The organism is Sphingomonas sorbitolis (assembly GCF_036663875.1).
In the GTDB taxonomy this organism is placed as follows: Bacteria; Pseudomonadota; Alphaproteobacteria; order Sphingomonadales; family Sphingomonadaceae; genus Sphingomonas.
The window spans coordinates 250,892-263,738 of the sequence record NZ_JAXOJS010000005.1; the positions used below are offsets into that span (position 1 = coordinate 250,892).

Below are 12,847 nucleotides of genomic sequence, written 5' to 3' on the forward strand. Positions count from 1 at the left end.
GAACATCTTTGACGCATTGGGCGCGGCGTTCTACGGCCATAGCATGTTCGATGTAGTGGTGGTTGGCGGTGGCCATGCCGGAACCGAAGCCGCAGCCGCGGCGGCGCGGAGGGGAGCGCGTACCGCGCTCGTGTCGTTCGACGCTGCGCATATTGGCGCGATGTCGTGCAATCCGGCGATTGGTGGGCTCGGTAAGGGGCATATGGTTCGCGAGGTCGACGCGTTCGATGGGCTGATCGGACGCGCGGCCGATGCTGCTGCGATCCACTATCGGATGCTCAATCGGAGCAAGGGTTCGGCGGTGCAGGGCCCTCGGATCCAGGCTGATCGGCGTCTGTATTCCGGGGCGATCCAGGCGATGCTTGTGGCCACGGAAGGCCTCTCGATCGTCGAGGGCGAGGCGACGGCGTTGCATTTCGACGGCGATCGCGTGGCGGGTGTCGTGCTGGCGGATGGTGCGATCGTGGCGGCACGAGCGGTCGTGTTGGCGACCGGCACGTTCCTGGGCGGACGGATCTTCCGGGGTGACGATCGCGAGGAAGGGGGGCGGATTGGCGAACGGGCCGCCAAGCCACTCGCGGACCAGTTGCGCGCGCGGGACCTGCCGATGGCGCGACTCAAGACCGGGACACCACCCCGTCTCGATGGGCGCACGATCGACTGGGGTGCGCTTGCCGAGCAGCCGTCCGACCTCGATCCCTGGACGATGTCGCCGATGACTCGCGCGCGTCCGCTGCCGCAGATTGCCTGTGCCATAACGCGTACGACCGATCGTACACACGCGATCATCCGCGACGCTTTCCACCGGTCGCCGTTGTTCACGGGCGCAATCGAAGCGGCTGGCCCGCGTTACTGTCCGTCGATCGAGGACAAGGTGCATCGGTTCGGCGACCGCGACGGCCATCAGGTTTTCCTCGAACCCGAGGGGCTCGACGATGCGACGGTCTATCCGAACGGGCTTTCGACGTCGCTGCCGGTCGAGGTTCAGGCGGCGATGCTGGCGAGCATTCCCGGGCTCGAGCGCGTGAGGATGACCATGCCGGGCTATGCGGTGGAGTATGACTATATCGATCCGCGAGCGCTCGACACGCGGCTTGCGCTTGGTGCGATCGAGGGGGTGTTCTGCGCTGGGCAGATCAACGGTACGACCGGGTATGAGGAAGCGGCGGGGCAGGGGCTGGTCGCTGGGCTTAACGCAGCGGCGTATGCATGCGACCTCGCGCCGGTGATACTTGATCGCGCGTCGAGCTATCTCGGGGTGATGATCGACGACCTGACGCTGCAAGGGGTGACCGAGCCATATCGGATGCTGACGGCGCGGGCGGAGTTCCGGTTGTCGTTGCGCGCGGATAATGCCGAGACGCGGCTGGGCGGGATTGCGGAGGTGGTTGGGTGTCTTGGACCCGAGCGGTTGGCGCATCAGCATGCACTGGCCGAGGATCGTGCTCGTTTCCGCTCGGCACTCGACTGCGAGCGGACGGCAACCGAGGTTGCCGATCAGGGTGTTGCGATCGGTCGGGATGGTGCGCGGCGGACGGCGTTCGACTGGCTCCGGTTCGAAGGCGTGACGCTCGCGCATGTCGCGCCGGACGCTGCGGCGGGGATCCCGATGGCGGTCGTTGACGAAGTGTTAGAGGACGCGCGCTACGCTCCGTATATCGAGCGGCAGGCGCAGGAGGTCGCGCGGTTGCGGGCGGACGAGGCTATCCGTTTGCCGGAGGACCTTGCTTATGACCGGGTGCCTGGACTGTCGAACGAGATGATCGATCGCCTGAGCGCGGCGCGGCCGACCTCGCTGGCGGCAGCGGCGCGGGTGCGGGGGATTACACCGGCGGCGTTGTCCGCGGTATTATTGCATACGAAACGAGTGCCAGCATGACCGAACACGAAGCGCAGAGCTGGACGACAGAGCGGTTTGGGGCGGCAGCGACCGAGCGCTTGAACGCGTTCGTGGCGATGGTCGTCGAGGAAGCGCCGCACCAGAACCTGATCGCGCCGTCGACGATCCCGACGATCTGGGATCGGCATGTGGTGGATTCGCTTCAGTTGGTCGCGCTTGCGGGGGCGAATACGTCGGCGAAGCGGTGGCTCGATATCGGTACCGGCGGGGGGTTTCCCGGTATGGTCGTTGCATTGGTTCGCGAGGGGCCGGTCGATCTGGTCGAACCTCGTCGTCGCCGCGCGGACTTCCTCCAGTTGTGTGTCGCTCGGCTTGGGCTTGGCGAACAGGTTCGTGTTCACGCGTCGAAAGTAGAGAATGCGACCGCGAATGCGTCGATCATTTCCGCTCGCGCGGTCGCGTCGTTGCAAAACCTTTTGCGTGGCGCGGCGCACTGCGCCACAACGGAGACGCGGTGGTTGCTTCCTCGGGGGCGTTTCGACGAGGAGGAGCTCGCCGCGCTCAAGCAGCATTGGCGGTTTATGTTCCACGTGGAACAAAGCGTCACGAACCCGGAGTCGTTGATCGTGGTTCTGGATCGGGTAAGCGCGCGATGATTACCATCGCGGTCGCCAATCAAAAGGGTGGGGTGGGTAAGACCACCAGCGCCATCAACCTCGCGACCGCGTTGGCCGCCACAGGCATGCGCGTGCTGTTGGTCGATCTCGATCCGCAGGGCAACGCATCGACCGGGCTCGGCATCGGCCATTCGCAGCGCGAGCGGTCGAGCTATGACGTGCTGGTCGGCGAGACGTCGATCGAGGAAGCGGTGGTGCATACGCGCGTACCACGCCTCGATATCGTCCCGGCGACCGTAGACCTGTCGGGCGCGGAGATCGAGCTGGTCGATTTCGACGCGCGGACGCACCGGCTCGATCGTGCGGTGAAGGCGGCGCAGGGGCCGTGGGACATCGCGCTGATCGATTGCCCGCCTTCGCTGGGGCTGCTGACGATCAACGCGATGGTGGCGGCGGATTCGCTGCTGGTGCCGCTGCAATGCGAGTTTTTCGCGCTCGAGGGGTTGTCGCAGTTGTTGAGTACGGTCGAGCGGATCCGCCAGCGGTTCAATCCTGGGCTGTCGATCCTTGGGGTTGCGCTGACAATGTTCGATCGACGTAACCGACTGACCGACCAGGTCTCGGCGGACGTTCGCGCGGTTCTCGGCAAGGTCGTGTTCGAGACGGTGATCCCGCGCAACGTGCGGCTGTCGGAGGCGCCGAGCCACGGGTTGCCGGCGTTGATCTACGATCACCGGTGTTCGGGCTCGCAGGCGTATATTGCGCTCGCGCGTGAGCTTATCGGCCGGCTTCCGGCAACTGCGCAGGTTGCGGCATGAGCGACGGTAACAAACGCGGCCGCCCGGGGCTGGGCAGGGGCCTCAACGCGCTGCTCGGCGAGATGGCGCGCGAGACGCCGGTGTCCGCCGATGGTGCATCGGCACCGCAGTCGTCGGGCGTGCGGATGCTGCCGGTCAGTTCGCTGTCGCCGCATCCCGATCAGCCGCGGCGGCATTTCGACGAAGCTATGCTCGACGAGCTGGCCGCGTCGATCGCGTCGCGCGGGCTGATCCAGCCGATCGTCGTGCGGCCGCATGGGCATGATTTCCAGATCGTCGCGGGCGAGCGGCGCTGGCGGGCGGCGCAGCGGGCGCGGCTGCATGAGGTGCCGGTCGTCGTCCGCGACTTCGACGATGCCGAGACGCTTGAGATCGCGCTGATCGAGAATATCCAGCGCGAGGACCTCAACGCGATCGAAGAGGCTCAGGCGTATCAGCGGCTGGCGGGCGAGTATGGGCATACGCAGGAGGTGCTGGCCAAGATCGTCCACAAGTCGCGCAGTCATGTCGCGAACCTGCTGCGGTTGCTGGAGCTGCCGACGCAGGTTCAGTCGCTGGTGGTCGATGGATCGCTGTCGATGGGGCATGCTCGGGCGTTGCTGGGTTCGCCGGATGTGGAGTCGCTGGCGGACCAGGTCGTGTCGCGGGGGCTGTCGGTGCGCGAGACCGAGAAGCTGGCGCGGGATGCGAAGCCTGGGCGGAGCCGTGGCGGTGGTGGGTCGTCCGAGCCTCGGGTGCCGGATGCGGATATCGCTGCACTGGAGCGGCAGTTGGCGGATCTGCTCGGGTTGCAGGTGAAGGTGGCGCATACCGAAACTGGTGGGACGTTGACGTTGAATTACTCGACGCTCGACCAGCTGGATATGGTTTGTCAGCGGTTGACGGGTGGGGCGATCTAGGGCGCGGGCCAACCTGAGCCAATCGCACCCTGCCCGCTCGTGCTGAGCGAAGTCGAAGCACCTGCGTACCGGACCATCCTTCGACTTCGCTCAGGACGAACGGGGGATAGGAGAGGGTGGGGGGAGGACGAATACTCTCCGTCATCCCGGCGGAAGCCGGGACCCACGGTTGCGGTCCGCTTCTTTAGTGATCGTACCCTATCCATGGGTCCCAGCGTGCGCCGGGATGACGGAAGGTGGGGGGCGGGAAGAGGGAAGCGGAGGCAGACGCGAATGCGGTTGCGTCTGCGCGTTAGTTTCGCCGTGCGATCGCCTGGGACAGCGCCACTACCGCCGCCTCAGCTACCACACCGCCGGCATTCCCGGACGCCATGATCGCGCGCTCGGCGGTTCGGACCCGCTGGATCGCCGTCGCGAGCATTACCGGCGACCAGCGCCGCAAGGACCGCGCGGTGCTGGCCTCTTCCTTGAAGAACACGCGGTGGCGTTTCATCACGGCGTCGACCGCTTCGCCGCGGTCGATTTCGCCGCGCATGTCGGCCAGCGCGATCAGGCGACGGACGAGCTGGCGGAGCCATGGGATCGGCGACGTCCCGGCTTCTGCGAGGACGGCGAGTTCGGCACCGAGATCGTCGACCCGGCCTTCGATCACCGCATCGATCGCGCGGCCCATTTCCGCATCGCCGAGGTCTGCACCGACCGCATCGAGTGCATGGTGATCGAGGTCCGCAGGCCGATCGGGCGCGGCGTCGAGGTACAAAGCGAGCTTCTCGATCTCTCGCGAAATGACGGCGCGGTCACCGCCGGTCGTATCGACTAGGCGGCGGGCGACGCCGGGGGCGGGGCGGAGGCCGTTCTCGTTGGCGATCGTCGTCGCGAGGCGTTCGGCGTCCTGCGCGGTAGGGGCGTAGCAGGCGAACGCCATCGCGCGCGGGGAGTCGATCGCGAGCTTGACGATCTTGGCGGTCGATTTGACGGTCGGGGCGATCGCGACGACGGGGTTGCCGACGCGTTCGGCCGCCAGAAGGTTGGTGAAGGCTTCGAGGCTTTCCTCGCCGGCCGACGCGACGCGGACAAACCTTGCGCCGGCGAACAGCGACAACGACGCGGCTTCGTCGGTCAGCCGGCCGGGATCACTCTTGAGCGTCGAGCCGTCGAGATCGACGCGTTCGGCATCAGCGCCCATCGCCTTGGCCAGCACGCGCGCAAGGTCGCTTGCGCCGGCCTCGTCGGGGCCGTGGAGCAGGTACAGGCGGATGTCGCCGCCCGGCTTGGCCAGCGCACCGCGGATCTGGCCGGCGCTGGCCTTCACTTGGCGGGCGGAGCGGCCTGCGCCGCGGCGACCGCGGGCGTGTTGCGTGCGTACAGTGCAACGCGCGCGACGATCTGGTCGGCGACGATCTGCGACAGGCGTTCAAGCGCGGTGTTCTCGGCGGCGATCGTCGCATATTCCGAGCGGACGACGTCGATGCCGGCGTCGGAGCCCGCGGTCGCGTCGAGCAGCACCGAGTTGTCGCCGATCCGCACGAGCTGATAGCGCGCGCGCAGAGTCCGGCGTTCGCGCGAGACGCTGTCGTCGGTGCGAACGCCAAGGCCGCTGATCTGGTCGTCGAGGCGGATGTCGATCCGGTAGAGCGCGGGTGCACCGTTCGAGGGCAGGCGATCGCGCAGTGCGGTGGCCATCAGCCAGCCGTTCTTACCCGCGATCGGCGCGATCTCGACCTGGCCGAGCGCGCCCGAGACCGGACCGCTGCTGCCGCCCGCATAGAGCGGGTGCAGGCCGCAGCCGGACAGCGCAGGCGCCAGCGCGAGCGCGCCGAGGATCGCTAGGCGCTTCATGCGACGATGTTCACGAGACGGTCGGGCACGACGATCACTTTCCGGGGCGGCTTGCCCTCGAGCAGGCGGACGATCTTTTCGGAGGCGAGCGCGGCGGCTTCGACCTCGTCCTTCGGTGCGCCCTTGGGGAAAACGAGCGTGTCGCGCAGCTTGCCGTTGACCTGCACCGCGATCGTGACTTCGTCGTCGACCAGCATCGCCGGATCGACGATCGGCCAGGCGGCGTCGGCGATCAGGCCGTCGTTACCCGCGGTCGCCCAGGCTTCCTCGGCGACGTGCGGGACCATCGGGCTGACGAGCAGCAACAACGTGCGCACCGCCTGTTCGCGGTCGGCGGAGGGCGGTGCCTTTTCGATCGCGCTGCACAGGGAATAGAGCCGCGCGACCGCCTTGTTGAACTGCAAGGCATTGATATCGCTCTCGATACCGACGGTCGTGCGGTGGCAGAGTTTGCGTAAGCCGATGTCTTCGCCTTCGGCCTTGGCGGCGTCGTCGGACTCGATCAGGCGCCAGAGACGCTGGACGAACCGCCACGCGCCTTCGATGCCGGATTCGCTCCACGGGAGATCGCGCTCGGGCGGCGAGTCGGAGAGCACGAACCAGCGCACCGCGTCTGCGCCGTACTGGTCGACGATCGGCTCGGGATCGACAGTGTTCTTCTTCGACTTCGACATCTTCGTCACGCGGCCGACCGTCACGGGGCCTCCGGTCGCAATCTCGATATACCCTGCATCGGTCTTGCGGACCTCGTCGGGAGACAGCCACTTCGTCTTCACCGGCGCGTCGCTCGAATCGTCGTCGTCGGTGTCCGCCTCCGGCTGCACGTCGCCAGCGTCGCCTCGGCTATACGTCTCGTGCGTGACCATGCCTTGCGTGAACAGCCCGGCGAACGGCTCGGCAATGTCGAGCATGCCGATATGCTTCAGCGCGCGCGTCCAGAAGCGGGCGTAGAGCAGGTGCAGGATCGCGTGCTCGACGCCGCCGATATACTGGTTGACCGGCAGCCACTTCTCCGCGCCCGTCCGGTCGAACGGTTTCGCGTCCGGCTGGCTGGCGAAGCGGATGAAATACCACGACGAATCGACGAACGTGTCGAGCGTATCAGTCTCGCGTCGGGCATCGCCGCCGCAGGACGGGCAGGGGACGTGCTTCCAGGTCGGATGGCGATCGAGCGGGTTGCCGGGGATGTCGAAGCTGACGTCCTCAGGCAGGACGATCGGCAGCTGGTCCTTGGGCACGGGCACCGCACCGCACGCGTCGCAGTGGATGATCGGGATCGGCGTGCCCCAGTAGCGCTGGCGGCTGACGCCCCAGTCGCGCAGGCGGAACACGGTCGTGCCCTTGCCCCAGCCTTCGCCCTCGGCGCGCTCGATCACGACGCGCTTTGCGTCCTCGATGTCCATCCCGTCGAGGAAGTGCGAGTTCACGATGGTGCCGGCGCCGGTCCAGGCGGTGCCGCCGACGAACACGGGGGACTCGTCATCGCCTTCGCTGACGACGCGCTTGACGGGCAGGTCGTATTTGCGCGCGAAATCGAGATCGCGCTGGTCGTGCGCGGGGACGCCGAACACCGCGCCGGTGCCGTATTCCATCAGCACGAAGTTCGCGATGTAGACGGGGAGGTGCCACGTCTTGTCGAGCGGATGCACCGCGCGGATGCCGGTGTCGAAGCCGAGCTTTTCCTGCGTGTCGAGTTCCGCCGCGGTGCCGCCGCCGCGCTTACAGAGCTCGATGAAGGCCGCGGCGTCGGGGTTCGTTTCGGCGATGGCGCGCGCGATCGGGTGATCCGCGGCGACCGCGACGAAGCTGGAGCCGAACATCGTGTCGGGACGGGTGGTAAAGACCTCGACGAATTCCTCCCCGGAACGGGGAGGGGGACCATCCGCAGGATGGGGGAGGGGGCTGTCAACGGTCGCTGCCGTATGTGGCGCGCCCCCTCCACCCCCGGCTTCGCCGGCGGTCCCCCTCCCCGTGCCGGGGAGGATTGCGAACTTGAACTGCAGGCCCTGGCTGCGGCCGATCCAGTTTTCCTGCATCAGCTTGACCTTGTCGGGCCAATGTTCGAGCGAGCCCAACCCGTCGACCAGCTCGTCGGCGAAGTCGGTGATCTTTAGGAACCACTGCGACAGTTTCCGTCGCTCGACCAGCGCGCCAGAGCGCCAGCCGCGACCGTCGATCACCTGCTCGTTGGCGAGCACGGTCATGTCGACCGGATCCCAGTTGACCGCGGATTCCTTGCGATAGACCAAGCCCGCCGCGAACAGGTCGAGGAACAGCGCCTGCTCGTGGCCGTAATATTCAGGCTCGCAGGTCGCCAGTTCGCGCGTCCAGTCGAGCGCGAAGCCCAGGCGCTTCAGCTGTGCCTTCATCGTCGCGATGTTGGCGCGCGTCCAATCGCCCGGATGCACGCGCTTTTCCATCGCCGCGTTCTCGGCGGGCATGCCGAACGCGTCCCAGCCCATCGGATGGAGCACTTCCATGCCCTTCATCCGACGGAACCGCGCGAGCACGTCGCCCATCGTGTAGTTCCGGACATGCCCCATGTGGATGCGCCCCGACGGATAGGGGAACATCTCGAGCACGTACGAGCGCGGCTTGGTCGACAGGTCGTCCGCGGCGAACGTCTTGCGCTCGTCCCAGACCTTCTGCCACGCCGCGTCCGCCTTCAACGCATTGAAACGCGACGCCATTATTGTGTCCTCAGCCCGCGATCGAGGCGCGGCGCAGGTCGCGGGCCTTGGTCAGGATGATGTCCTCGAGCTTCTGCGTGGTCGCGGCCTGGACCGGCGACGAGACCCACTGGCCGTTGCGGTTGACTTCACGGAGCGCGGCAACCCGCAGCGCATCGGCGCGCAGATCCTGGTCGAGGATCGAGACGGTCACCTTCATGCGCTCGGTCGGCGTCTGCGGATTGATGTACCAGTCGGTGACGATCACGCCGCCGTTGGAATCGGTCTGGAGCAGCGGCATGAAGCCGAGCGTGTCGAGGCTCGCGCGCCACAGATAGCTGTTGACGCCGATCGTCGTGATCTTCGACGCGGCGAGATCCGCCTTGGGACGCGCCGATCCGCCGCCGCAAGCGACGAGAGGCAGGGCAAACAGCACGACTGCGATACGCGAGCGGCGAAACATGGGCATCATCCTGGCAAGAAAATCAGCCCTTGCTCTACAGGCGTGCCCGCGTGCCCGCAAGCAGACGCCCGCATGCGTGAGAGGCGGGGCGTCGAACGGCCGATCCCCCTCTCGATATGCCCGTTTCGGTAGCGCTAACGCGGCGACATGTGTGCTGATTGCAACACTGTCGGACAATTCGGCGATGAAGGGTGGGAATGCGCGGTTCTGCGGCCTTTGCTGTGGATCAATTCATGTTAGATGCTGTTTAACAGGATCCGATTACGGGATTCGAAGGACAGATTCGTTGTGATGACGCGTGGGGGAATTTTCGGGGTGGTTGCCGGGGCGCTTGTCGCCACCGCCGCAATCGTCGCGCCCGCCTTCGGCGCCAGCGAACAGCCCGCCCGGATCGCCAAGCATAACGTCGCCGCGGTTCGCGGTATCGGATCGTTTACGCCAGCCGCCGCCGACCCCCGCCTTGCCGCGATGTTCGCGCGCGGTGGCTTCGACGCCGGCAGCTTCCGTTTTACGCCGGCCGAAACGCGCCAGGATAATCGCGCGGTGACTGTCGCGGTCCGTGCGCAGACCAACCGCGGCATCGCGAACACGGCTAGCCTCGCATCGACCACGCCGACCGTCGGGATCGCACCGATCGCGTACAATCTCGGCATGTCGGTGGGCTGGAAGCGGTTCGCGATTTCCGGCGACGTGAACAAGCTCGATCTCGGCGGTCTGCCCGGGAGTCGCGAAGCCGCCGATCTGGCGGTAAGCTACAGTGCCAAGCGGTTCAGCGGCACGGTGAAGGCTGTGGCGGACCGTCCGCTCGCCAACGCACCGCACCTCGTCGAGGAAGCGCCGAGCTATTCGGTCGACGTCGGTGGCTCCTACGCCCTGACGCGCAGCCTCGCTGTGACGGCGGGCGTCCGGTACCGGTCGGACCGCGAGCGCTTCGTGAAGGTAGACGACGATCGTCGCGACAGCCAAGCTGTGTATCTGGGTACCGCCTTCCGCTTCTAGGCGTCCGGTGGAGCTATGCTCGCCGGAAATCGAGACTGATTGTGGCTAGCTGGATCTGGGTGGTGCGAAACTCTACCTTTCGTCAGGATGACGGCGTACTGTAGGCATCCAAGCATCGATTGCGGCCCAGCCGTGGAAGCCGAACCGCCGGATGCGTCGCCAGCGCGATTCGGTCATCCCGCCCAGCGCAATGATCGATACCCCAAGCCCCCGGCCGATCCGCAGGGCCCGCGCCGGACCGATCCCGGCCACGCCGTCGTGTGATCGGGTGGAATGAACCGGCGACACGAACAAGGCATCAGCCCCAGCGCGCTTTCCAGCCAAGGCCTCGCCGCGTGAATGCGCGGGCCAAGTTCTGATCCCGCGAGTCCGTACCCGACCATGCACGCCATCGGCCGCGATCGTAGACTTTCCAGCTACCACTACGACCAACCTGCGCGCCTGTGCGATGCGCTTGACCCTCCGCAGCAACGCCCGCCGTTCCCGCTCGGGCGTAGCGTAATGCCGAAACACCACGCCGGATCCCGGCGGCAACCGCGTGAGCGCGCGCCACAGTGCATCGCCCATCCGCTCGTCGGTCATCAGCCAGCGCGCGGGAATGGGGTTACGACGGGCCACGCCGCTGCTTATAGCGCGCCGCATGATTGCTGACGACACCACCAAATTGCAGGCCATCCGCAGCCGGATCGCCAAGGCCGCCGAGATCGCGGATCGCCGCGCGGACGACGTGACGCTGATCGCGGTCTCCAAGACGCATCCGGTCGAGGCGATCGAGCCGCTGCTCGCCGAGGGCCAGCGCGTGTTCGGCGAGAACCGTGTGCAGGAAGCCTCCGAGAAATGGCCAGCGTTGCGCGAGAAGTATCCCGATGTCGAACTGCACCTGATCGGCCAGCTTCAGTCGAACAAGGCCGCCGAAGCCGTGGCGCTGTTCGATTGCATCCATGCGGTCGATCGCCCGTCGCTGGTCACTGCGCTGGGGAAGGCGATGGAGACGAGCGACCGTCGTCCGGACTGTTTCCTCCAGGTCAACATCGGCGACGAACCGCAAAAGGGGGGCTGCGCAATCGCGGACCTGCCTACGCTGGTCGAGCAGGCGCGTGCCGCCGGCCTGCCGATCGCGGGACTGATGTGCTTGCCGCCCGCGGATATCGAGCCGGCACCGTATTTCGCGCTGCTGGCAAAGCTCGCGCGCGATCACAGGCTGACCGGCCTCAGCATGGGCATGTCCGACGATTTCGAGACCGCGGTGACGATCGGCGCGACTCACGTCCGGATCGGCAGCGCGTTGTTCGGCGCGCGGGGAACGGGCGCATGAGCATTCCGGTCCGGTTCGACGCAGTGCTGTTCGACTTCGATGGCGTGTTGATCGACAGCGAAGCGGTCGGAAACCGCCACATTGCGGAGTGGCTGACCGCCGCTGGGCATCCAACGACTCCCGACGAGTCGATGGCGAACTTTATGGGGCTTGCCGGGCCGCAGTTCATCGATGCGATCGAGCGCTGGATCGACCGGCCGCTCCCCGACGATTTCTACGCCGCGCGCAAAGCCGAAGATGCGCGCGTGATGGCGACAGGTGTCGACGCGATCGAGGGCGCAGTGGCGTTCGTCCGGTCGCTCCCCGCCGATCTACCCAAGGCGATCGTCTCGTCGAGCCCGGTCACCTGGATCGCGCGGCATCTGGAGCATATCGGCCTGCGCGACGCGTTCGGCGACCATCTCTACAGCGGCCGCGAGCATGTGACGAATGGCAAGCCTGCGCCGGATCTGTACCTGTTCGGCGCACGGAAACTGGGCGTGGATATCGCGCGGACGGCGATCCTCGAAGACTCGCCGGTGGGTGCGACCGGCGCGGTGGCGTCGGGGGGCTATGTCATCGGTCTGTCGGCGGGATCGCATTGTAATGCCGAGCATGGCGCCCGTCTAAAGGCAATCGGCGTCGATGCGCTGGCGGAGAGCTTCGACGACGTCGCGCGGCTGCTAGGATAGGCTAGATCTCGGTTCTTAAAGTCAGGGACAAGCCAGCCGGTATTCCGCTCCAATCGCCACTCCCCCCGGCGAAGGCCGGGGTCCAGTTGGGGAATGGGAATAATGGCGGACGGACCTTCGTTACATCGGCCTTCCCAACTGGACCCCGGCCTTCGCCGGGGAGGTGCTCGCGCGAGGGATACGCAAACTCAACGCGTCCGCACCGACCGCTAGCCCCGCTTCCGCCGCCAGATCGCACCGATTCCCGCGATCAGATCATACGGGATCGCCGCCGCCTCCCGCGTCCGCATCTTGAGCTGGTATCGCCGGCTCCCGCCATGCGGCACGTGGATCACGCTCGCGGGCATGCCGAGCATCGCGAACAGCATCCGGATGCGCGGCTGGTGATAGCCGTCGGTGCAGATCATGCACTGCGCATACGCGCCCGCACGGGCGAAAGCCGTTGCCGCGACCACGCTCTGCAACGTATCCACGCTCGCCTCGTCGAGATAGATCCGCGACCGGTCGACCGTCTCCGCGAGCATTTCCGCCATCACCGACGCCTCGGACGGCCCATGCGCACCCTTCGCGCCCGAGCAGAACAGGTCGGCATCGACATACCGCGCCGCCGCCGCTGCCGCGAACGCGATCCGCCGCGCAAGCGTCGGGCTCGGACTGCCATCGGGACGAACGGCTGCACCGAACACCACGATCAAACGGCGCGAGGGAGGAATCTCG

13 protein-coding genes are annotated in these 12,847 nt (G+C 66.6%); 7 read left to right on the plus strand and 6 right to left on the minus strand.

What is annotated here, in order from left to right:
• Positions 1 to 43: 43 nt before the first annotated feature.
• Genes mnmG through U1763_RS16115 form a run of 4 tightly spaced genes read left to right on the plus strand, consistent with a single transcriptional unit; the run spans position 44 to position 4,174 of the window.
• A complete protein-coding gene (gene mnmG, locus U1763_RS16100; protein ID WP_332755986.1) occupies positions 44 to 1,879 on the plus strand; it encodes a tRNA uridine-5-carboxymethylaminomethyl(34) synthesis enzyme MnmG in 1,836 nt (611 codons plus the stop codon).
• Positions 1,876 to 2,496: a 16S rRNA (guanine(527)-N(7))-methyltransferase RsmG gene (rsmG, locus tag U1763_RS16105; RefSeq protein ID WP_332755987.1), complete on the plus strand. Its 621-nt coding sequence runs from the start codon at positions 1,876 to 1,878 to the stop codon at positions 2,494 to 2,496. The genes mnmG and rsmG overlap by 4 nt, the downstream gene beginning before the upstream one ends.
• Positions 2,493 to 3,275: a ParA family protein gene (locus U1763_RS16110; protein WP_056487592.1), complete on the plus strand. Its 783-nt coding sequence runs from the start codon at positions 2,493 to 2,495 to the stop codon at positions 3,273 to 3,275. The genes rsmG and U1763_RS16110 overlap by 4 nt, the downstream gene beginning before the upstream one ends.
• Complete coding sequence (locus tag U1763_RS16115; protein WP_332755988.1) at positions 3,272 to 4,174, plus strand: ParB/RepB/Spo0J family partition protein; 903 nt, start codon at positions 3,272 to 3,274, stop codon at positions 4,172 to 4,174. Before U1763_RS16110 ends, U1763_RS16115 begins: the two co-directional genes overlap by 4 nt.
• A gap of 292 nt (positions 4,175 to 4,466) precedes the next feature.
• Here the strand turns inward: U1763_RS16115 and holA are convergent, their stop codons facing one another.
• From holA to U1763_RS16135, 4 genes are read right to left on the minus strand one after another with little or no spacing between them, the layout of a single operon-like run.
• A complete protein-coding gene (holA, locus tag U1763_RS16120; protein ID WP_332755989.1) occupies positions 4,467 to 5,486 on the minus strand; it encodes a DNA polymerase III subunit delta in 1,020 nt (339 codons plus the stop codon).
• Complete coding sequence (lptE, locus tag U1763_RS16125) at positions 5,483 to 6,013, minus strand: LPS assembly lipoprotein LptE (protein ID WP_332755990.1); 531 nt, start codon at positions 6,011 to 6,013, stop codon at positions 5,483 to 5,485. Before lptE ends, holA begins: the two co-directional genes overlap by 4 nt.
• Positions 6,010 to 8,703 (minus strand): leucine--tRNA ligase, encoded by a 2,694-nt coding sequence (gene leuS, locus U1763_RS16130; RefSeq protein ID WP_332755991.1) that lies wholly within the window; start codon positions 8,701 to 8,703, stop codon positions 6,010 to 6,012. Before leuS ends, lptE begins: the two co-directional genes overlap by 4 nt.
• A gap of 10 nt (positions 8,704 to 8,713) precedes the next feature.
• Complete coding sequence (locus tag U1763_RS16135) at positions 8,714 to 9,145, minus strand: DUF3576 domain-containing protein (RefSeq protein ID WP_056053843.1); 432 nt, start codon at positions 9,143 to 9,145, stop codon at positions 8,714 to 8,716.
• 291 nt (positions 9,146 to 9,436) lie between these two features.
• On the opposite strand from U1763_RS16135, the gene U1763_RS16140 reads away from it, so the two are divergent.
• On the plus strand, positions 9,437 to 10,144 hold the full coding sequence (locus U1763_RS16140; RefSeq protein ID WP_332755992.1) for a hypothetical protein: 708 nt from the start codon (positions 9,437 to 9,439) through the stop codon (positions 10,142 to 10,144).
• A 72-nt stretch (positions 10,145 to 10,216) separates the two neighbouring features.
• Here U1763_RS16140 and U1763_RS16145 read toward each other — a convergent pair whose 3' ends face one another.
• The gene (locus tag U1763_RS16145) at positions 10,217 to 10,762 is read right to left on the minus strand and encodes a thiamine phosphate synthase (RefSeq protein ID WP_332755993.1); all 546 of its coding nucleotides are present in this window, start codon (positions 10,760 to 10,762) and stop codon (positions 10,217 to 10,219) included.
• A 22-nt stretch (positions 10,763 to 10,784) separates the two neighbouring features.
• On the opposite strand from U1763_RS16145, the gene U1763_RS16150 reads away from it, so the two are divergent.
• Together U1763_RS16150 and U1763_RS16155 are read left to right on the plus strand one after the other, a co-directional pair.
• On the plus strand, positions 10,785 to 11,459 hold the full coding sequence (locus U1763_RS16150; RefSeq protein WP_332755994.1) for a YggS family pyridoxal phosphate-dependent enzyme: 675 nt from the start codon (positions 10,785 to 10,787) through the stop codon (positions 11,457 to 11,459).
• The gene (locus U1763_RS16155; RefSeq protein ID WP_332755995.1) at positions 11,456 to 12,130 is read left to right on the plus strand and encodes an HAD family hydrolase; all 675 of its coding nucleotides are present in this window, start codon (positions 11,456 to 11,458) and stop codon (positions 12,128 to 12,130) included. The genes U1763_RS16150 and U1763_RS16155 overlap by 4 nt, the downstream gene beginning before the upstream one ends.
• 209 nt (positions 12,131 to 12,339) lie before the next feature.
• On the opposite strand, the gene U1763_RS16160 is transcribed toward U1763_RS16155, so the two are convergent.
• Positions 12,340 to 12,819, minus strand: a complete 480-nt coding sequence (locus tag U1763_RS16160) for a YdcF family protein (RefSeq protein ID WP_332756249.1) — start codon at positions 12,817 to 12,819, stop codon at positions 12,340 to 12,342.
• Positions 12,820 to 12,847: the final 28 nt, after the last annotated feature.